The sequence below is a fragment of the Leifsonia araucanica genome, assembly GCF_051161895.1.
Classification (GTDB): domain Bacteria; phylum Actinomycetota; class Actinomycetes; order Actinomycetales; family Microbacteriaceae; genus Leifsonia.
The window spans coordinates 2,255,561-2,275,881 of record NZ_JBMBTW010000002.1 but is presented as its reverse complement, the minus strand read 5'-3'; the positions used below and the strand labels follow the sequence as shown (position 1 = coordinate 2,275,881).

The 20,321-nt window shown below is 70.5% G+C and carries 20 protein-coding genes; 9 read left to right on the top strand and 11 right to left on the bottom strand.

The annotated features are described in order from the left end of the window. Positions 1 to 1,182: an ROK family transcriptional regulator gene (locus ACN6M5_RS10895; protein ID WP_434949718.1), complete on the bottom strand. Its 1,182-nt coding sequence runs from the start codon at positions 1,180 to 1,182 to the stop codon at positions 1 to 3. A gap of 245 nt (positions 1,183 to 1,427) precedes the next feature. On the opposite strand from ACN6M5_RS10895, the gene ACN6M5_RS10890 reads away from it, so the two are divergent. The 9 genes from ACN6M5_RS10890 to ACN6M5_RS10850 all read left to right on the top strand — a co-directional run bounded on the left by ACN6M5_RS10890 (position 1,428) and on the right by ACN6M5_RS10850 (position 10,954). Further along, positions 1,428 to 2,549 carry a substrate-binding domain-containing protein gene (locus ACN6M5_RS10890; protein ID WP_085370515.1) on the top strand — a complete coding sequence of 374 codons (1,122 nt, stop codon included), beginning with the start codon at positions 1,428 to 1,430 and terminating at the stop codon, positions 2,547 to 2,549. A 120-nt stretch (positions 2,550 to 2,669) separates the two neighbouring features. Beyond that, a complete protein-coding gene (locus tag ACN6M5_RS10885; RefSeq protein ID WP_434949716.1) occupies positions 2,670 to 3,680 on the top strand; it encodes a phosphotriesterase family protein in 1,011 nt (336 codons plus the stop codon). Continuing rightward, positions 3,677 to 4,618 carry an ROK family protein gene (locus ACN6M5_RS10880; RefSeq protein ID WP_434949714.1) on the top strand — a complete coding sequence of 314 codons (942 nt, stop codon included), beginning with the start codon at positions 3,677 to 3,679 and terminating at the stop codon, positions 4,616 to 4,618. The genes ACN6M5_RS10885 and ACN6M5_RS10880 overlap by 4 nt, the downstream gene beginning before the upstream one ends. Further along, a complete protein-coding gene (locus ACN6M5_RS10875) occupies positions 4,615 to 5,595 on the top strand; it encodes an ABC transporter permease (protein WP_434949712.1) in 981 nt (326 codons plus the stop codon). Before ACN6M5_RS10880 ends, ACN6M5_RS10875 begins: the two co-directional genes overlap by 4 nt. 27 nt (positions 5,596 to 5,622) lie before the next feature. Beyond that, positions 5,623 to 6,849, top strand: coding sequence for an alanine racemase (locus ACN6M5_RS10870; protein WP_434949710.1), 1,227 nt, complete (start codon positions 5,623 to 5,625; stop codon positions 6,847 to 6,849). Continuing rightward, a complete protein-coding gene (locus tag ACN6M5_RS10865) occupies positions 6,846 to 7,610 on the top strand; it encodes an ATP-binding cassette domain-containing protein (RefSeq protein WP_085370510.1) in 765 nt (254 codons plus the stop codon). Before ACN6M5_RS10870 ends, ACN6M5_RS10865 begins: the two co-directional genes overlap by 4 nt. Next, positions 7,607 to 8,659 (top strand): SIS domain-containing protein, encoded by a 1,053-nt coding sequence (locus tag ACN6M5_RS10860; RefSeq protein WP_434949707.1) that lies wholly within the window; start codon positions 7,607 to 7,609, stop codon positions 8,657 to 8,659. Before ACN6M5_RS10865 ends, ACN6M5_RS10860 begins: the two co-directional genes overlap by 4 nt. A 78-nt stretch (positions 8,660 to 8,737) precedes the next feature. Next, on the top strand, positions 8,738 to 10,480 hold the full coding sequence (locus ACN6M5_RS10855) for an MFS transporter (protein WP_434949706.1): 1,743 nt from the start codon (positions 8,738 to 8,740) through the stop codon (positions 10,478 to 10,480). Positions 10,481 to 10,498: 18 nt separating this feature from the next. Further along, positions 10,499 to 10,954: a MarR family winged helix-turn-helix transcriptional regulator gene (locus tag ACN6M5_RS10850; RefSeq protein ID WP_434949704.1), complete on the top strand. Its 456-nt coding sequence runs from the start codon at positions 10,499 to 10,501 to the stop codon at positions 10,952 to 10,954. 35 nt (positions 10,955 to 10,989) lie between these two features. Here ACN6M5_RS10850 and ACN6M5_RS10845 read toward each other — a convergent pair whose 3' ends face one another. The 10 genes from ACN6M5_RS10845 to ACN6M5_RS10800 all read right to left on the bottom strand — a co-directional run bounded on the left by ACN6M5_RS10845 (position 10,990) and on the right by ACN6M5_RS10800 (position 20,292). Further along, entirely contained in the window at positions 10,990 to 11,466 is a 477-nt protein-coding gene (locus tag ACN6M5_RS10845) for a GyrI-like domain-containing protein (RefSeq protein WP_434949703.1), read from the bottom strand. A gap of 91 nt (positions 11,467 to 11,557) precedes the next feature. Continuing rightward, complete coding sequence (locus ACN6M5_RS10840; RefSeq protein WP_434949702.1) at positions 11,558 to 12,352, bottom strand: energy-coupling factor transporter transmembrane component T family protein; 795 nt, start codon at positions 12,350 to 12,352, stop codon at positions 11,558 to 11,560. Further along, positions 12,349 to 14,067 (bottom strand): ABC transporter ATP-binding protein, encoded by a 1,719-nt coding sequence (locus tag ACN6M5_RS10835; RefSeq protein WP_434949700.1) that lies wholly within the window; start codon positions 14,065 to 14,067, stop codon positions 12,349 to 12,351. Before ACN6M5_RS10835 ends, ACN6M5_RS10840 begins: the two co-directional genes overlap by 4 nt. A gap of 5 nt (positions 14,068 to 14,072) precedes the next feature. Then, complete coding sequence (locus ACN6M5_RS10830; protein ID WP_434949698.1) at positions 14,073 to 14,702, bottom strand: ECF transporter S component; 630 nt, start codon at positions 14,700 to 14,702, stop codon at positions 14,073 to 14,075. 33 nt (positions 14,703 to 14,735) lie between these two features. Next, positions 14,736 to 15,143 (bottom strand): VOC family protein, encoded by a 408-nt coding sequence (locus ACN6M5_RS10825; protein ID WP_434949697.1) that lies wholly within the window; start codon positions 15,141 to 15,143, stop codon positions 14,736 to 14,738. Between the two features lie 96 nt (positions 15,144 to 15,239). Next, positions 15,240 to 15,959, bottom strand: a complete 720-nt coding sequence (locus tag ACN6M5_RS10820) for a helix-turn-helix transcriptional regulator (protein ID WP_434949695.1) — start codon at positions 15,957 to 15,959, stop codon at positions 15,240 to 15,242. 18 nt (positions 15,960 to 15,977) lie between these two features. Beyond that, the gene (locus ACN6M5_RS10815) at positions 15,978 to 17,558 is read right to left on the bottom strand and encodes an amino acid permease (RefSeq protein WP_434949693.1); all 1,581 of its coding nucleotides are present in this window, start codon (positions 17,556 to 17,558) and stop codon (positions 15,978 to 15,980) included. A 49-nt stretch (positions 17,559 to 17,607) separates the two neighbouring features. Beyond that, positions 17,608 to 18,522, bottom strand: a complete 915-nt coding sequence (locus tag ACN6M5_RS10810; protein WP_434949691.1) for an EamA family transporter — start codon at positions 18,520 to 18,522, stop codon at positions 17,608 to 17,610. Continuing rightward, positions 18,522 to 19,085 carry a dihydrofolate reductase family protein gene (locus ACN6M5_RS10805; RefSeq protein WP_434949689.1) on the bottom strand — a complete coding sequence of 188 codons (564 nt, stop codon included), beginning with the start codon at positions 19,083 to 19,085 and terminating at the stop codon, positions 18,522 to 18,524. The genes ACN6M5_RS10810 and ACN6M5_RS10805 overlap by 1 nt, the downstream gene beginning before the upstream one ends. 25 nt (positions 19,086 to 19,110) lie before the next feature. After that, positions 19,111 to 20,292 carry a hypothetical protein gene (locus ACN6M5_RS10800; protein ID WP_434949687.1) on the bottom strand — a complete coding sequence of 394 codons (1,182 nt, stop codon included), beginning with the start codon at positions 20,290 to 20,292 and terminating at the stop codon, positions 19,111 to 19,113. Positions 20,293 to 20,321: the final 29 nt, after the last annotated feature.

Here is a 20,321-nt window from a genome sequence, read left to right as displayed (position 1 = left end):
CTAGGCGAGGCTTCTGGCGCGCGCGACCTGGTCGGCGGTCAGCGCGTCCCCGTTGGGCAGGCTCACGATCGCCACCTCCTCGACGCCGAGTCCCGCGTAGACCGCATGCAGGCTCGCGACGACGGCGCCGACGGCCCCGGAGAAGTCGCCGAGCTCGGCCGTGGCGATGTCGGGGGAGATGCGGAGGTTCTGCTCCAGGGCGATCCGGTAGCGGTCGATGGAGGAGATCAGCGAGTTCGCGATGCCCCCTCCGAGCACGATCGTCTGCGGGTCGCAGGAGACCGTCGTGGCCGTGAGCACCACGAGGAGCGCCTGGTCGAAGTGCCCTCTGAGCGACAGCAGGCCGGGGCCGGCGTCGTCCGCGAACAGCTCGGCCGGCGCATCCAGGTGGAGTCCGGCCTCCGCAGCCCTGCGCAGGATCCCTCCACCCGTCACCATGTGTTCGAGCCGGGTGCCGAGCGGGCCGATCGGCAGCTGGCCGAACTCGCCGATCAGTCCGCGTTCGCCCTGCAGGATGCGTCCCTCGATGGCGAGACCGGCGCCCAGTCCGAAGCCGATCGTGAGCATCGCGGCGTTGGGGGCTCCGCGGGCGGCGCCGTAGTGCATCTCGCCGAGGAGGGCGTAGTTGGCGTCGTTGTCGAAGTGCATCGCCCGCCCCACCGCGCGCTGCACGGCGGCGAGGAAGGTGGGCGACTCGACCTGGAGCAGGTTGGGGGCGTTGGAGACGGTGAGGTCCCGCTGGCTCACCGCGCCGGGGAGGCCGAGGCAGACGTGCTCGACGCTGTCCCAGACATCGGCGGCCGCCTCGCGGACCGTCGCGGCGATCCACTCCACCAGTTCGGCTTCCGGCATGGTGGTCGGGGTGGGCGTCTCCGAGGCGAAGACCGGGCGGGCGAGCAGGTCGGCCACGATGATGCGGGTGTTGGATGCGCCGAGGTCGACGCCGACCACGTACGAGCGGTCCGCCACCACGTCGAGCTCGACCGCGCGGCGCCCTCTGGCCTCCGACACGATCTCCGTCGTCTCGCGCACGATGCCCTCGGCGAGGAGCTGATCGACCGAGCGGGTGACCGTGGCGGCGGAGATGCCGGTCAGCTCCGCGATCTGTTTGCGGCTGGCCGGACGCGACCCCATCAGGGCGGTGAGCACGGCGTTCCGGTTGATGGCACGGGTGTCTTGCACCGCTCCACCCCCTTTGTCTTCAATGTGAACCCAAAACTAGCTCAGGATGCGGATCCGGCGCCACCCGCAGCCCCGATTTCGCAGGATTTACCACCCCGAAACCTGTCTGACACAAATTCGCGCTTGACTTTGATTGCTTGTTGAAATCAAAATGGCTTCAGCAAGTCAACGGTGACGGGGTCACGAGATGCCCGGGGGACGCCACCGCACAGGAGTTCAACCCGGTCCCGGAAGGCAATCCACACATGAGCACAGCACATCCCACACGGCGCCCCGGCGCCCGCGCCGCTTTGGTCGGCGCCCTCGCACTGGCCCTCGCGCTCACCGGCTGTTCGGCCGGAACGGCGGCGTCCTCCTCGTCCACCCCCGCCGAGAAGCCGAGCCTCGTGTTCGAAGGTCCCAACGGAGAGAAGCCGGGCGCGCTGTCCGAGCTGTCCCTCACCAGCGACGAGCAGAAGAAGGTCGAGGACGGCAAGTACACGGCGGCGTTCGTCTGGCACACCTCGTCCGACTTCGTCACGGCCGTCGAGAAGGGCGCCCGCGACGAGTTCAAGAAGCTCGGCATCGACGTGGTGGCGAGCACCCAGGCGAGCTTCAACGCGGCGACCCAGGCCAACAACGTCCAGACCGTGCTCGCCCTGCACCCGAGCATCATCGTCACGATCGCCGTCGACCCCACCTCGGCGGCGAAGGCGTTCAAGCCCGCCGTCGAGGCCGGGACGAAGCTCGTCATCATGACGACGCCGCCGGAGGGATACAAGGCGGGGACGGACTTCGTCTCGATCGTCACCGAAGACCTCGCAGCAGCTGGGAGGGACAACGCCGAGATCCTCGGCGACGCCCTCGGCAAGAAGGGCGAGGTCGGCTACCTGTCGTACAACGCGAACTTCTGGTTCACCAACCAGCGCGACAAGGCCTTCAAGGACTGGCTGGCCTACGAGTACCCGGATGTGAAGATCGTCGACTCCGAGGGCTTCGCCGACGAGACGGCGACGCAGACCATCGCAGCGGCGATGATCGCCAAGAACCCGAACCTCAAGGGCATCTACGTCTCCTGGGCGACAGCGGCGCAGGGCGTCGTCGCCGCCATCAAGGCGTCCGGCCGCAGCGACATCAAGGTGGTCACCAACGACCTCGACACCACGCTCGGCGCCGCGATGATGTCCGGCACGAACGTCGCGGGCATGGTGGGCAACGGCTCCATCGGCATCGGCAAGGGCCTCGCACTGGCCGGCGCATACGGAGTCATCGGCAAGAAGGCCCCTGAGCTCGTCGCGTCCGTTCCGACCAAGGTCACGAAGGCCAATCTCGACGAGGCGTGGAAGGCCGACTACGGCGTGAAGCCGCCGGCGAGCGTCACCGGCTGACGCCCCCCAGAACGGCTGAGCGGCCGGACTCCCCCTCCGGCCGCTCGGCTTCCACCAGCAGCACACGAAACAGGCGGCACAGCGCGCGAGCGCCTGCCGCACGCACCATGAAGGAGAACGATGACACGGCAGGTCATGACCGTGCTCGGCCCGGTCGACCCCGCGGACCTCGGGCGGGTGATGCCGCACGAGCATCTGCTGTCGCTCACGCCGGGCCCCTGGCTCACCGGGGGAACCAGCGACGACAGCGTCGACAGGGCGGTGGATGCGCTCGCCGGGCTCCGCGACCTCGGCTTCGGAACCGTGGTCGACCTGAGTCCGTACAACGTGGTCGGCCGCGACGCGAACGGCGACAACGCCGCGCAGCTCGTCGAGATCTCCCGGCGCAGCGGCCTGCACATCGTGTCAGGGACGGCGCTCTACCTCGAGGCGTACGCGCCGGGCTGGGCGCTCGACGCCGACATCGACGCCCTCACCGCCCGCCTCATCCGCGACGCCGAGCAGGGGATCGGCGACTCTGGTGTCCGGGCCGGCGTGTTCGGCGAGCAGGCGACCAGCCTGGGCGAGATCACTCAGCACGAGGAGAAGTGCCTCCGTGCCGTTGCCAGGGCCCAGCGCGCGACGGGACTCGGCATCATGACGCACACCACGCACGGCACCCAGGCGCTCGAGCAGCTCGACATCCTCCGCTCGGAGGGCGTCGACCTCGACCGCGTGGTCGTCGGTCACATCGACACCCAGCTCGGCTCCGAACTGCCGCGCCGGGTGATCGACGCCGGCGCCCGGGTGGCCGTCGACACCATCGGCAAGGAGGACTGGGAGTTCTTCCTCGGTCCGGTGCCCGACGCGCGCGACGACGGCGAGTACGCCAAGCAGTCGTTCCACCGGTCGGATGCTGGACGCGCCGACCTCGTCGCCGGACTCGTCGCGGACGGGCTGGCCGACCGCATCCTGCTCGCACAGGACCTGACCGGCGCGGAGGTGTGGATGAACCCCGGCACCCACGGCGCCCTCGGATACTCGTACCTCGGAACGGTCTTCGTGCCCGCGCTGCAGGAGCGTGGTGTCTCCGACGCCGCCATCGAGACGATGCTCGCTGCCAACCCCGCTGCCGTCCTGGAGGCCGTATGAGCGCCGCGCGCACCGACGGCCGGTACGTCGTCGGCATCGACCTCGGCGGAACGAAGATCCGCGCAGGCATCGCGACCATGACGGGCGACGTCCTGCACGAGCTGACCCAGCCGACCCTCGACGGGCGGGAGATCGTCGCCCAGGTGACGGAGATCGTGTCCGCCCTCGCCGCGGCGGTCGGCGCATCCGGAGCGGCCATCGTCGCAACGGCGATCGGCGGGGCGGGCGTGCCGGACGCGGACGCCGGCCACTTCGACCTGGCGCCGAACCTCGGCGGCCTCGAAGGCTTCGGCGTGGTCGCCGAGCTCGAAAGGCGACTGGGGCACGCCGTCGTGATCGACAACGACGTGAACATCGCAGCGCTCGGCGAACTGCACGACGGCGTGGGAACAGAGGTCGACAGCTTCGCCTTCGTCTCCGTCGGCACCGGCATCGGGGTCGGGCTCGTGCTCGACCGCCGCGTCTGGCAGGGAGTCCGCGGCGCTGCGGGCGAGATCGGCTACCTGCCGATCGGCGCCGACCCGCTCGACCCCGCCAACCACCGCCGCGGACCGCTGGAGGAGGTCGTCAGCGGTGAGGCGATCGTCCAGCGCTACGAGCGCGCATCCGGCAGCGCCGGTTCGACCACCGTCGACGTCTTCGAGCGCTCCGGCGGCGGAGACCGGGATGCGGCGGCGTCGCTCGACGAGGAGGCGCGCTGGCTCGCCCACGCGATCGTCTCCGTCGACGCCGTCGTCGATCCTGGACTGTTCGTCCTCGGCGGCGGCATCGGCAGCCGCGAGGAGTTGCTCGCACCCGTCCTCCACTGGCTCGGCGAACTCGGCCGGCCGACGATCGAGGTGCGCATCAGCCGCCTCGGTTCCAACGCCCCCATCCTCGGCGCCGTCCGTCTCGCCATCGACGCCGCACTGCTCAGCACGGAAAGAGAAGCATCATGACTGTATCGACCACCGACGGCAGGATGACCGTCGGCGAACGGCTGCGTCACGCGGACTGGCGGCAGTACGTCGTCTATATCGGGTTCGTGGTGGTGTTCCTCTACTTCGCCATCACCCAGGGTGGCAACTTCCTCAACGGCACGACGCTGGTCAACATCATCACCCAGGCGACGCCGATCACGGTGATGGCGATCGGCACGGTGTTCGTGCTCAGCCTCGGCGAGATCGACCTCTCGATCGGCTCGACCGTCGCCCTGTCCGCCCTGGTGGCGGCCGTCACGCTGCAGAGCACGCACCAGTGGCTGATTGCGGCCATCGCCGGCCTGGCGGTCGGCGCCGTCATCGGCGCGGTCAACGGCATCTTCGTCACGCTCGTGCGGCTGCCGTCCTTCCTCGTCACGCTGGCGACGATGGGACTCATCACCGGCCTCGCCCAGCAGTCGACCAACCTGCAGTCCGTGCCGGTGACCGACGCCACGTTCGGCTGGCTCTTCGGTGGCGGAACGCTGCTCGGCATCCCGATCCTGATCTGGTGGACGGCGGCGGTGACGGCGATCGGCTGGCACGTGCTGCGCCAGCGGGCGTTCGGCGCCCACGTTCTCGCGGTCGGCAACAAGGCGGCGGCCGCCGCGGTCAGCGGCATCAAGGTCAACCGCGTCCGGATGGCCGTCTTCATCGTCAGCGGAGTGACGGCGGCACTCGCCGGTCTGCTCTACGCCGGGCGGCTGGCCGGTGCGACGTACACGCTCGGCAGCTCGGACCTGATGAGCGTGCTCGCCGCCGTGATCGTCGGAGGAACCGCGCTCACCGGAGGAAAGGGCTCGATCATCGGCGCCCTGGTCGGCAGCCTCTTCATGAGCATGATCAACTACGGGCTGCTCCTCGGCGGGCTGACGGTGGCGCAGCAGATGATCGTGCGCGGCGCGATCATCCTGGTGGCGGTCTCGCTCTCCCTCCGCGCCAAGAAGAGCAACTAGCCGGGAAGACAGTAAGGAAGACAAACGATGTTCCTCGACCTCCTCCGCCGCCGCAACCAGGCACTGCTCGACGCGGCCACCCGGTTCCACCAGAGCGGCGCCATCCCGCCCAACACCTACGTCATCGACCTGGATGCGGTCACCCGCAACGCCTCCGCCCTCGCGGCGGAGTCGGCCAGGCTCGGCCTCACGCCGTTCGCCATGACCAAGCAGATCGGCCGCAACCCGGACGCATCCCGTGCCATCGCGGCGGGAGGCATCGGCCACGCCGTCGGCGTCGACCTGGAGTGCGCGGTCGCAGCGGCGAGCGGTGGCCTGGCCACCGGTCACCTCGGCCACCTCGTGCAGATCCCCCGCCACTCGGCCGCGGACGCCGCGGCGCTCGAACCGCTCTACTGGACCGTCTTCTCCGAGCAGAAGGCCCGCGAGGCCGGTGCGGCGGCAACGGAACGCGGCAGGGTGCAGGACGTCCTGCTGCGCATCGCCGCTCCCGGCGACCGGTTCTACCGCGGCCACGAGGGCGGATTCGACGCGGCGGACATCGTCGCGGCGGCCGACAGGGTCGACGCCATCCCCGGCGTGCGGTTCGCCGGCATCACCACCTTCCCCGCGACCCTCTTCGACGCAGAGACCGGCACCGCCCGCTCCACACACAACCTGGAGACCCTGACGACGGCGCTCCGGGCGCTCGAGGGCGCCGGTCGCACCGGCGTGCAGGTGAACGCCCCAGGAACCACGTCCGTGTCCGTGCTCGAGACCCTGGCCGCCGCAGGAGCGAATCAGGTCGAACCCGGCCACGGCCTGACGGGGACGACGCCGCTGCACGCCGCCCACGACCTCATCGAGGAGCCGGCCATCGCGTACGTCTCCGAGGTGTCGCACCTCTGGAACGGCGATGCGTACGTGTTCGGCGGCGGCCTCTACGTCGATCCCGTGCTCGGCGGGACAACGACGAGTGCCCTGATCGTCGGGGAGGGAGCGGACACCGCATCCGCCCCCGAACTGCTGGTCGACATGCCGGCTCCGGAGGCCATCGACTACTACGCCACGATCCCGCTCTCCGGGCGCACCGTGCAGCCGGGGGACACCGTGCTGTTCGGATTCCGCCCGCAGGTCTTCGTCACCCGCGGCCTCACAGCCGGCATCGCCGGGCTCAGCACCGGAAACCCCACCGTCGCAGGCATCTGGTCGGCCGACGGCTCTGCACCCATCACGACCGCGGCGGCGCTCGCCGCATCCGGGAGGACAGCATGACCCCCACCACCGCTCCGCAGGACACGACGGTGAAGCCGCTTCGGCTCGATGGCATCACCAAGCACTTCGGCGGCATCGTCGCCATCAAGCGCTTCGACCTCGAGATCGAGCCTGGCGAGATCGTCGCCCTCGTCGGCGACAACGGCGCAGGGAAGTCGACGCTGGTCAAGATCATCTCCGGCATGTACCAGCCGACGGACGGCGAGATCTGGGTCAACGGAGAGCGGGCCAGCTTCCGCGACCCGTCGGACGCCAGGAGCAGGGGAGTCGAGGTGGTCTACCAGGACCTCGCGCTCGTCGACCTGCAGCCGGTCTACATGAACCTGTTCCTCGGCAGGGAGCTCCGGCGCAAGCCCTTCGGAACGCTCGACCGCAAGACGATGGCCGCGCGCACGCAGGCGCTCGTCGACGAACTGGATGTGCGCATCCCGTCGGCGCGTGCCACGCTGAGCGACCTCTCCGGCGGCCAGCGCCAGGGAATCGCGATCGCCCGGGCCACCCACTGGGCCAGCAGCCTGGTGCTGATGGACGAGCCGACCGCCGCCCTCGGCGTCGCGGAGACCGCCAAGGTGGAGGAGCTGATCCTGAAGCTGAAGGAGCGCGGCGCCGCCGTGCTGATCGTCAGCCACAACATGGAGCAGGTGTTCCGGGTCGCCGACCGCGTCTCCGTGCTGCGCCGGGGAACGCAGGTGGGCACCAAGCGCATCGACGAGACCAGCCACAACGAACTGGTCGCGATGATCACGGGGCTCAGCTCGTGAGCGGCGGAACCGTCGCCGGCCACCGGATGCGCGCGGAGATCGCCGAGCAACCCGACCGCTGGCTCGACCTCCTCGATGCCCGCGCGTCGATCGACGCCGCGGCAGAGCTGATCGCGTCGCAGCGGCCGGAACTCCTGGTCTTCGCGGCGCGCGGATCGAGCGACCACGCCGCGATGTACGCCCAGTACCTCGCCCACAACCTGCTGCGCATCCCGGCGATGCTCGCGACCCCGGCCAGTGTCACCGGCTTCGGCACCCAGCTCGCCTTCCCGCGCTCGGTCGCGCTCGCCGTCTCGCAGTCCGGCAGCTCTCCCGACCTGCTGGCGACCGTCGCATCCATCGCGGCCGCCGACGTGCCGGTGATCGCGTTCTCCAATGATCCGGGCAGCGCGCTCGCCGGAGCCGCCGATGTTCACGTCTCGCTTTCGGCGGGCGCGGAGACGTCGGTCGCCGCCACGAAGACGTACACCGCAGAGCTCCTCGCCCTCGCGCTGACCCTGCACCGCGCAGCGGGGACGGGATGGCCGGAGCTCGACGAGCGCGTGCGCCGGATCGCCGCCTCGGTCGCGGCCGACCTCGCCGCTCCCCGTGCCGTGGACGCCGCGGTCGCAGCGCTCTCCGGCGTCGACAGGGTGATCGTGGTCGGCCGCGGTTACTCGATGTCGACCGCCCGCGAGGGCGCGCTGAAGCTGATGGAGACGAACGCGATCGCGGCATCCGGATGGAGCGCGGCCGACGCGACGCACGGCCCGCTCGGCCAGGTGGTCCCCGGCTCGGTGGTGGTCGCCCTCACCGGCAGCCCCGCCGGACGCGACTCCGTGCTGTCGTTCGCCTCCGCCGCCGCGGCACTCGGCGCACGCGTGATCGAACTCGGCCCCGGCCTGGTCGACGGCGCCGCCGTGCACCTCCCGCTGGACGAGCAGGACGACGAACTGCTTCCCCTGCGCGAGATCGTGCCACTGCAGCGCATCGCGCTGGCGCTGGCCGTCGGCCGCGGCCTCGACCCGGACAACCCCGCCGGACTGAAGAAGGTCACGCTGACCGTGTGACGTTCTGGCGGCCGTTCCCCCGCCGCCCTTCGAGTTATATAGTTAATGCATATAAACCAACTCGAAGGACGCACTCTTTTGCCACGCACCGGCATGTTCGCCAAGGATCACCCGCACTACAAGTGGGTCGCGCTCAGTAACACCACCCTCGGGATGCTGATGGCGACGATCAACTCGTCGATCGTCATCATCTCGCTCCCCGCGATCTTCACCGGCATCAAGCTCAACCCGCTCGAACCGGGCAACGTCTCCTACCTGCTCTGGATGCTGATGGGGTACATGCTCGTCACCGCCGTGCTCGTCGTGATGTTCGGGAGGATGGGCGACCAGTTCGGGCGCGTGAAGATCTACAACGCCGGGTTCGTCATCTTCACCGTGGCCGCCATCGCGCTGTCGCTCGACCCGTTCACCGGCGGCCCTGCCGCCATGTGGCTGATCGTGTGGAGGTTCGTGCAGGGCATCGGAGGCGCGGCGCTGTTCGCGAACTCGACCGCCATCCTCACGGATGCGTTCCCCGCCAACAAGCGCGGGTTCGCCCTCGGCCTCAACCAGGTCGCGGCCATCGCGGGAAGCTTCATCGGCCTCATCGTCGGCGGGGTGCTCGCCGAGATCGACTGGCGTGCGGTGTTCTTCGTCTCCGTACCGATCGGCATCGTCGGGACCATCTGGTCGTACAAGTCGCTGCACGAGGTCGGTCAGAAGAACCCGGGCAGGATCGACTGGATCGGCAACGCGACGTTCGCGGTCGGCCTGATCGCCCTGCTCACCGGCATCACGTACGGCATCCAGCCCTATGGCGGAAGCTCGCAGGGCTGGGGCAACCCGTGGGTGCTCGGCTCGATCATCGGCGGCATCGTGCTGCTGGCGGCGTTCGTCCTGATCGAGCTGCGGGTGAAGTCGCCGATGTTCGACATGCGGTTGTTCCGCATCCGGTCGTTCTCGTCCGGCATCTTCGCCGGGTTCCTCGCCGCCATCGGGCGCGGCGGCCTGCAGTTCATGCTGATCATCTGGCTGCAGGGCATCTGGCTGCCGCTGCACGGCTACAGCTACGAGTCGACGCCGCTCTGGGCCGGCATCTACATGCTGCCGATCACGGTCGGCTTCCTGGTCGCAGGGCCGATCTCCGGCGCGCTGTCCGACCGGTACGGCTCGCGCGTGTTCGCGACGGTCGGCCTCTCGCTCGTGGCGGTCACCTTCGTGGGCCTGCTGCTCATCCCGGTGAACTTCGACTACTGGCAGTTCGCCGTGCTCACCGGCCTCAACGGCATCGGCTCCGGCCTGTTCTCCTCGCCGAACCGCACCTCCATCATGAACAGCGTGCCGGCGAACGAGCGCGGGGCAGCATCCGGGATGGCGGGCGTCGCCCTCAATGCGGGAAGCTCGCTGTCCATCGGCATCTTCTTCTCGCTGATGATCGCCGGCCTCTCCGTGGCCCTGCCGACGGCGCTCACGAACGGGCTCACCACGCACGGCGTCCCGCACGCCGTCGCGACGCAGATCGGCGCCACCCCTCCGGTCGGCAGCCTGTTCGCCGCCTTCCTCGGCTACAACCCGATCGCGAGCCTGCTCGGGCCGACGGGCGTGCTCAGCAGCCCCCACGTGGATGCGGCCACCCTCACCGGCAAGGAGTTCTTCCCCCAGCTGATCTCCGGACCGTTCCACGACGGGCTCGTCGTCGTCTTCATCGCCGCCGCCATCATGAGCATCATCGGAGCTATCGCCTCATTCGCAGGCGGCGGCAAGTATGTTCATGAGGAGAAGATCGCAGAATCCCGGGCGGTCAGCGAAGAAGGCGAGGAAGTCGGTGCGAGCCGCGCATAGCGTCAAGGAACGACCGTGGTGACCGAGAAGGGGCGGTCCGTGGACGGACGCTCCGCCCTGAACGACGACGACCTCGCCGGACGCCTGGCGCTCGCGGTCGGCCGCCTCAACCGCCGGATGCGCTCATCCGCCGGCGACTTGAGCCACGGCCAGCTCTCCGCGCTGTCCACCATCGTCCGTCGCGGGCCGCTGCGCCCCGGCGAGCTCGCCGCCATCGAGGTGGTCGCCGCCCCGACCATAACCCGCGTGGTCGCCGACCTCGAGTCGCGCGGCCTGGTGCAGCGCGAACCGGACCCGGACGACGGCCGCTCGTCGTTCGTCAGCGGCACGGAGGCCGGCATCGAGCTGCTCCTGCGCGCCCGCTCCGACCGGGCCCGCACGGTGCAGTCGATCATCGCCGAGCTGACCCCGGAGCAGGTCACGGCGCTCGCGGCGGCCCTGCCGGCGCTGGAGGCTGCCGCGCACGTCTCGTAGCGGCGTCGGCCGTCGTCGCGCTCCGTACCCGCCGGCTACGCGCGCTCGACGGGCGCCTGGAGTTCGGTGACCCAGTCGGGACCCGGCTCGTGCCCCGCCGCCTCCAGGTAGACCTCACGCGTCGGACCGGTGATGCGATAGCCGTCCGCGGAAAGCTGGTCGATCAGGGCCATCCAGGAGTCGCCGATGCCGGACATGTCACCCCGGTGCAGCCGCGTCGCCGCCAGCGGGACCGCGGGAAGCTCGACCACGTCGTAACCGTCGCCCGGGTGCGGCGGATTCTCGGCGGGATACGAGATGGAGACCGCCATCCCGCCATCGTCGAGCGGTTCGTACCAGAACGTGGAGGGGGCGAGAAGGGGACGCCCTGCCGCGGTCAGCGCCTGGTCGAGCGCGCCGATCAGGGGCCCGACGACGGGGCCGACCTTCTCCGGACCTGTGCCGGGCGCCGTGCCGCGCACCGCATAGACAGTGACCGCATCCAGCGGCCGATACTCGATGGATGTTGACATTCGTGCTCCTTCGCAGCGCAACGCGGTGGCAGCGTTGTTCCCCGAACATACCGGTCGGCCGCCGTCGGCGTCGCGTGCACCGGCCGCCTCGTCAGATCACGAATACCGCGACGGTCACGGCGACGCCGACCGCCACGAACACCGTGTCGCGCACGCGCCAGCGCGACGGGGCGCGCTCCGTGCGCGTCGGGTGCGCGCCGAACGCCCGCGACTCCATCGCCAGCGCCATACGCTCGGCGTGCCTGATCGACGACGCCAGCAGCGGCACGACCGCGGCGAACGCGCGCCGCAGGGCCGCGACGGGACCCCATCCCCCTGCCACGCCGCGCACCCGCTGGGCCTGCCTGATCAGCGCGAGCTCGCTGCCGAAGCGCGGCAGGAAACGGTAGGCGGCGATAGCCGTGTATCCGATCCGGTACGGGATGCGCAGCTGCGCGACGAGCGAGCGGGCCAGGTCGGGCCCGGTGGTGGTGAGTCCGCCGACGAGCGCGAGGGTCACCAGCGCGCCGAGCCGCAGCGAGGTGGCGAGGCCCACCGCGAACGCGCCGACGGTGTAGTGGAACTCCCCGACGGAGAACAGGATGCGCTGGTCCGCGACCCGGGAGGCGTCGGTCCAGAGCCCGAAACTCAGCGCCATCACCAGCACGAGCGCGGGCAGCACGAGCAGCAGGCCGACGACGATCGACGGACGCAGCCGGGCGCCGATCAGGATGAGCAGCACGGCGATGACGATGAAGATCAGCGGCGTCAGGATGTCGCGGGTGAACAGCAGCGCCACCCAGGCGGGCACGACGGCGGCCACCTTCGCGAGCGGGTTCAGGTGGTGCAGGAAGCGTCCGGCGGGCGCGGCGGTGGTGCCGTACGGGTCGGTGGAGAGGGAGGTCACGGCGCATCCCCTCCCGGCAGGTCGGCGAGCCGGGTGACATGGCTCCAGCCGGGCACTCCGCTGAGCGCCCTGGCGAGTGGCGGCTGCCGCAGCCCGCTGCGTTCGAGCAGGGCGGCGTCGGAGAGGATGTCTGCGGTCGGTCCGTGGGCGGCGAGCGCGCCGTCGACCAGCACCGCCGCGTGCGTGGCGTACTCGGCCACCAGCTGCAGGTCGTGGGTGACGATGATCACCGTGGTGCCCTGCTCGTTGAGGTCGGCCAGCATGGTGAGCAGTTCGGTGGCGCGCTCGCGGTCCTGACCGAACGTGGGTTCGTCGAGCACGAGCACCGGGGCGCCGGCGATCAGCGCGGTCCCGACGGACAGCCGCCTCTTCTGCCCTCCGGACAACAGGTATGGATGCGCGTGGCGGTGCCCGGCGAGGTCGAGCGTGCCGAGCATCCCGTCGACGCGGCGTGCGATCTCGTCGGCGGGGGTCCGTCGCACGCGGAGGCCGTACGCCAGCTCGTCCTCGACGGAGTCGGCCACGAACTGATGCTCGGGATTCTGGAACACGAACCCGATGGCGGCGGTCAGCTCGGCGACGCTCGCGCGGGCGGGGTCGATCCCGCCCACCGACACGGTGCCGCGCGGCGGCCGCACCACCCCGGCGATGGCCTGCACGAGCGAGGTCTTCCCCGCACCGTTCGCGCCGAGCACCGCGACGAAGTCGCCGCGCCCCACCCGCAGCCGCACGTCGCGCAGCACGGTGCGCTTGCCGCGCCGCACCTCCAGTCCGCGCACGTCGACGGCGGGCTCGGTGGTCGCCTCTGTGCGCTCGGGCCGGGGGCGCTGGCCACCCGCGAACGCAGCTCCAGCCCCCGCCGCCACCGCCGCCAGCTCCTCCGCCGTCACCGGCAGCCGCTCCACGTCCCACCCCGCCGCGCGCAGCCGCAGCCCGGCGAGCGTCGCCACCGGCAGCCACACGCCGAGCGCCGCCAGCTCCTCCGCCCGCTCCCGGAACACCGTCGCGACCGGTCCGTGCGCCACCTGCCTGCCCGCGGCATCCAGTACCAGCACCGTGTCCACCACCGGCATCGCCGCATCCAGGTTGTGCTCCACCAGCACCACCGCCCTGGTCGAGCCCGGTCCGGTGAGCGCGGCGAGCACCGCGTAGACCTCTTCCGCTCCCGCCGGGTCGAGGTTCGCCGTCGGCTCGTCGAGCACGAGCACCGGGGCCTCCAGGGCGAGCGCGCAGGCGATGGCGAGGCGCTGTTTGCCTCCTCCGGAGAGCGTGTCCGGGTTGTCGCCCCTGCGCTCCCACAGCCCGACGGCGCGCAGCGCGGCCTCCGCGCGGGCGAGCACCACGTCGGCGGGCACCAGCTGGTTCTCCGGGCCGAAGCAGACCTCGTCCAGGACCGTCGCGGTGACGAGCTGCGCATCCGGATCCTGGAACACCGTGCCGACGTGCTCGCTCAGCTCGGCGACCCGCGCATCCACGGTGTCGACGCCCGCCACGAGCACCGTGCCGTCGAGGGTCGCGGGGACCGCGTGCGGCACCAGACCGTTGAGGGCGAGGGCCAGCGTCGATTTGCCACAACCGCTCGGGCCGAGCACCAGCAGCACCTCGCCGGGGTGGAGGTCGAAGGTCACCCCGTCGGGCGTCCACTGGTCGGCACCATCGTGCCGGATGCGCACCCCGCGCACCGACAGCGGCGGGGGCGCGGGCTCGCGGGCCACGGCGCTCAGAGCGACAGAGTCGGCGATGGCGCGGCGAGCAGCGGCAGCGCGTCCGGACCGGCGTCCCCTCCGCTTCCGCGGCGCGTGCGCACCAGCGGCAGCTGCAGTCCGCGGCCCGCCCCCGTGCGGTCGAGCCCGGCGGCGACGGCGCGGCCAGCCCAGGTGAACAGGATCGGCGACACCACGAACAGGCCGATGTGCAGCACCTGCACCCACGGCTGGCTCTGCTCCGCTCCCTGCGCGATGTACACACCGATGCCGAACACCAGCCCGGCCACCGTCACGGCCGCGTAGAACAGCCACGCCCTCCAGTAGCGGTAGAGCGTGACCGCGAACGGCAGTTCCTGCAGCAGCCCGATCGACCCGGCCGCCATCACCGCTGCGAAACCGATCGGCTGGAACGGCACGGAGACCAGGCCGGCGATCACCGAGGTGATCAGCGCGACACCGCCCCGGCGCAGCAGGGCCTGGGCGATCACGCCCGGCAGGAAGTACACGCCGATCACCGCGCCGTAGAACATCGGCGCAGCGGCGGCGAGAGTGCCGGAGATGTACGCGCTGATCGAGAACACGATCCCACCGGCGACGCCGATCGCGGCGCAGGTGAGGAGGAGTCGGGTGCTGGTGTTCTTCATGTCCCCACCAGCGTAGATGAGGTAAGGATTACCTTACAAGCGCGCCTCCGGGCGGGAGAAGATGTTCACGAGGTTGCCGTCGGGGTCGCGGACGATGGCGGAACGGTTGCCCCACGGCATCGTCGTGGGTTCCATCACGACGGCGGCGTCGGCGGTGGCCGCGTCGGCGCCCCCGATGTCGTTCCGGATGCGCGCGAACTCCGCATCCACGTCCTGCACCTGGAACTCGATGATGACGGAGGCGTTGCTGCCCGGGCGCGGGGCCTGGTCGCCGAGCATGGCGACGGTCGCTGTGCTGCCGATCGCGAGCGTTGCGCTCTGCGTGCGGAACTCGGCGAACACCGGCGCGGGGCGCGCGGCGGGGGTGCCGGTGACGAGCTCGTAGAAGTGCGCGAGCCTGTCGACGTCGTCGGTGATGATCCTGATCGAGGCGAAGTCCATGAGTGTCCTTTCGAGGGAGTCCGGCCGCGATCCGGCCGGTTGACTCCATCGTGGGCCGCCGAGGCGACACCGTCCTGTCGGTGTTTAGCGGGAGTTTCAGTCCGCGTCCCGGCCGAGGCCGACAGTGCGCAGCTCGCCGTACGGGATCTCCAGGTCTTCCGCCCGCAGAGTGCGCTCCGGCGCCCGTTCGCCGGTCGGGGTCGCCCGCACGATCCGGTCGCCCTTGAACGCCCGGATGCCGTCGCGGAGGCGGCACCAGCCGATCAGATACCAGTCCGTTCCCTTGCCGACGTAGCCGAGCGGCTCCACGTCGCGCACGGTCTCCGCCCCCGCGCGGTCGCGGTAGGCGATCGTGAGCACGCGCCGGGAACTGAGCGCACCGCCGAGCATGTCGCTGAGCGCGGACGGCGCATCCCGGACGGGACCGTCGTCCAGTAGGTGGATGCGCGCCGCCAGCTCGGCGGTCCGTGCGAGCCCGCGCTCGTCCATCACCGCCGCCACCTTGCGCGCCGCAGAGGCCGCAGCATCGCCGAACGGGCTCGCCGCGAGCATCCCGAGCCCGATGCTGACGGCGAGCGCCTCATCCGGGGTGAAGCCCAGCGGAGCGAGGGTGTGTGCCGGGTCGATGCAGTACCCGCCCGTGCGGCCCTGCTCCGCCCAGATCGGCACGCCGGACTGCTGCAGGGCGGACAGGTCGCGCTCGATCGTGCGCGTGCTCACCTCGAAGCGCTCGGCCAGCCACCGCGCGCTCCGCGCCCGCGGCGCGACGGCCCGCAGCTCCTCCACAAGCGCATACAGCCGGTCCGTGCGGTTCATGCGTCGACGAAGACCGGGCTACGCCGGCGGGTCATCGGAGGGCGTCGATGGGGGACGGCGGCCGCCGTTCATGCCGGGCCGCGCCGCGATCACCGGATGCGCGCCGGTGTACCCCTGCCGCTCCTGCGCGATGGCCAGGATGCGCTGACGCTGCGCGAACCAGCCGATCACCAGCAACGGGATGATGATGACGAGCGACGCGACCGTGTATGTGCCCGTGGGGTAGTCGAACGCCATCAGCGCGACGACGGCCACCAGGAACGCCAGCGTCAGGTAGGCCGTGAACGGCGCCCCGAACAGCCGGAAGGCCGGTCGCTCGAGCTTGCCCTGCAGTGCCCACCTGCGCAGCTGCATCTGGCAGATCACGATCATGCCCCAGCTGGTGATGATGCCGAGGGACGCCACGTTCACGACGATGTTGAACGCCTCCTCCGGCACGATCAGGTTGAGGAACACGCCGAGCACACCGATGCAGGCCGTGAGCAGGATGCCGCCGTACGGCACTCCGCGCTTGTTCATCCGGCCGGTGAACCTCGGCGACGCACCCGTCTGAGCCATCGAGTGCAGGATGCGCCCCGTCGAGTACATCCCGGCGTTCAGGCTGGACAGGGCGGCGGTGAGCACGACGAAGTTCATGATCGAGCCGACGATGGCGCCCAGCTCCGGCGATCCGAGATGGCTGAAGAACGTCACGAACGGGCTCTCGTCACCGCTGTAGACATGGGAGGGGAGCAGCAGGGCGAGCAGCAGCACCGAGCCGCAGTAGAACACCGCGATGCGCAGCACGACGCTGTTGATCGCGCGCGGCATGATCTTCTCCGGATGCTCGGTCTCGCCCGCCGCGATGCCCACCAGCTCCACGCCCGCGTACGCGAACACGACGCCCTGCACGAGCACGATCGCCATGCCGATCGTCGCGATCCCGTGCGGCAGCAGGCCGCCGTTCTCCGCGAGCATCGCGATGCCGGTCGCACCCTGGTCGGTCGGCCAGCCGAAGGCGAGCACGACGATGCCGATGATGAGGAACGCCACCAGGGCCGTCACCTTGATCAGCGCGAACCAGAACTCCATCTCGCCGAACACCTTCACCGAGATGAGGTTGAGGCTCACCACCACGATCAGTGCGATGAGCGCGAGCAGCCACTGCGGCACCGAGGAGAATGCACTCCAGTATTTGACGTAGAGCGCGATGGCGGTGGAGTCGACGATGGCCGTCATCGCCCAGTTGAGGAAGTACATCCACCCGGCGACGTACGCCATCTTCTCGCCGTAGAACTCGCGCGCGTACGACACGAACGAACCGGACGACGGCCGGTGCAGCACCAGCTCGCCGAGCGCGCGCAGCACGAGGAAGGCGAAGAACCCGCACAGCGCGTAGACGAAGACGAGGATGGGGCCGCCCTGTTCGAGCCTGCCGCCCGCCCCGAGGAAGAGGCCGGTGCCGATCGCGCCGCCGATGGCGATCATCTGCACCTGCCGCGGCTTGAGGCTCTTGTGGTAGCCCTCCTGCTCGCTCGAGAAGTCCTGAACCGCCTGGCTCATGTCGCCGATGTGTTCGCGATTGTTCTCCAGCTCGTCGGCCGGGTCGTGCTGTGTCATGTCGAGCCCCTCCGTGTTTCAGTTGTTCACACTAGTGAACGATGCGGCGTCAGGCGACAGCGAGCATCCCGGCTGCCGCGATCGCGAGCGCCAGCCCGACCCACTGGATGGGGGCGATCCGCTCCCGCAGGACCACGGCGGCGAGCACGATGGTCCCCGCCGGATACAGCGCGATCAGCACCGAGAACGCGGCAAGATCGCCGAGCCGAAGGCCGACGAGCATCACCACGTTCGCCACGGTGTCGAGCACCCCGCAGGCGAGCGCGAACGGGAGCCCGGGCAGCCAGCCGGCGGCGAGGGTGGGCCGCGCGTCGGGGGCGACGGCCGCATCCGGTGCCTGGCGGGTGGCTGCGCGCGTCCGTCTGGCCCTGGCCTGCAGCGCGACCAGCCCGATCGCCGCCAGCATGATCGCCCCGTTCACGCCGCGGTTCAGCACGAGGGGCACGAGCCCGGACGAGTCCGGCGTCTGGTCGATGATGATGAGGAACGCGCCGATCATCGTCCCGGAGCCGACCGCCATCAGGATGCCGCGGACGCTCGGCCGCACCGCCCCCTTCTCCGGCACGAACCCGACGAGCACCACCGCCACGAGGGCGACGCCGAGCGCCGCATAGCCGATCGGCGCGAACTGCTCGCCGCCGAGCAGCCCCCAGGTCATCGGGACGATCGCGGACACCAGCGCGGTGAGCGGGGACAGGATGCTCATCGGCCCGATCGCGAGGCACGCGTACAGCAGCGAGATGGCCACGGCGCCGGTCACGCCGGAGAGGGCGCCCCAGCCGATCGTGGCCGCCGACCACTCTCCACCGAAGACCGGCAGGGCGATGAGGAGCAGCACGAGCCCGGACAGCGCGCCGATCGCCGTCACCCTGAGCGCGCTGATCCGCCGGGAGGCGATCCCGCCGAGGAAGTCGGCGGACCCGTAGACGAACGCCCCGACCAGCCCGAGGACGACGGTGAGCATCAGCTCCCGGCGAGCCGGTAGACGTGCAGCACGGCGCCGCTGTCGAACCGTTCGAGCTCGGCCAGCTCGAACGACCACTTCTCCCTGTCGTCGGGGAAGATGCGCAGGCCCCCGCCGACCATCACGGGGTAGGTGAGCAGGCGCAGCTCGTCCACGAGGCCCCAGACCAGCAGGGAGCGCACGAGGGTCGCGCTTCCCGCCACCAGGATCGGGCCGCCGTCGCCCTCCTTCAGGTCGGCGACGGCCGTGCGTACGTCGCCCTGGATGCGCGTGGCGTTCCAGCCGAGGTCGCCCGTGCCGCTCGCGGCCACCAGCTTCGGCATGGCGTTCATCTTGTCGGCGAACTCGCCGTCGCGCCCCGGCCAGGCAGCGCTGAAGCCTTCGAACGTCTTGCGTCCGAGCAGCAGGGACTCCGCCTCCATCGTCTCGCGCAGCTTGAACGCGTACAGGGCGTCCGTGCCGTACGGCATCGTCCATCCGGCGTGCGGATGCGTCGGCTCCCCTCCCGGGGCCTCGACGACCCCGTCGAGGGTCATGAACTCGGTCACGATCAATCGGCGCATGTGGCCGATGGTACCGCTGTTGCGGTCAGCGGCACTGCCCGGCGGTCGCGATCTGCTGATCGCTCGGCCGCCCGTACGCCTGGATGCCGGAGCCCTCGTCGTCGAAGCCCATGCTGATCGCCCACGCGGTCGCCCACATCTCGTCGTCCGAATTGAACACCGGTCCGGTGAAGAGCGTGCGGCACTCCGGGCGCACCACCTGCGAGTGGCCCACCTCGTGCGTGATGAGTGCTTTCGCATCCACGTCGCCCCGCGACCAGCCGTCGACGGTGTCGAAGTTGAGGTCGATGGTCGCCCAGCCGCCGTCCCCCTCGTGATACATGGTGGTGCCCGAGTACCAGCCGGTGCCGTAGCCGCCGACCACCTGGTGCCACTGGAAGTCCAGGTTGACGCCGTGCGCGATGCTCCGCGCGTACGCCTCGATCGCCGCGTGTGCGGGGTATGCCGGGTCCTGCTTCGCCGCCTGGCCCGCTGCCTCCGACGCTGCGACGGCGTCGGACGCACTGATGATCGCGGGGAGTCCCATCCCGGAGAAGCTGACCGAACCGGATGCTCCGGCCAGCGCGTGCGTGAGGCCGATCCTGCTCTCGTACGTGGCGTCGACGGCCGCCTTCATGGTGGCTTCCGCGTGCGCCTTGACCTCGCCGTAGACGGCCGTGCCGGCGGTGCCGATCTCCTTCTGCGCGGTCTTCATCGCCGCGAGCTCCGCCGCGCGGGATTTCAGGAGTGCGACCTCGCCGTCGGTCGACGTCCGGATGAGAAGCAGCTCCCGGATGACGGTGAGCGGCCAGAGGTCGGACGGACGGGACGGGACCGGTGTGACCTCCTCCGGCGCGTACGTGAGGTCGTTGCTCGCGGAGTGGAGGTCGTTGTCCGCCTTCTTCAGCGCATCCAGTGCCGCGGCGCTGACGTATCCGGTGTGGGGCTGCGCGACGAAGCTGTCGACGGCGCTGGTGGTGACCTTCGCCTTGTCGATGGCGGCGCCGCGCTGGTCGGAGACATCGGTGAGCGCGTGGGCGACCTGCACGGACTGCTGGTTCGCCACCGTGAACCTCGCCTGGGCGAACACGGACCAGCCGTACGCCGCGCCGGAGACGACACCGGCTCCGAGCAGGACGGCGGCGGTGGCGACGATCCAGGGCCGGGCGCGCCGGCGTTCGCGGGGGCTGGTGGTCGGCGCGGTCGGGTGCGCGGCGTCGTCGGTCATGGTCCCCCTTGGTTTCCCCCGTGGTCGAG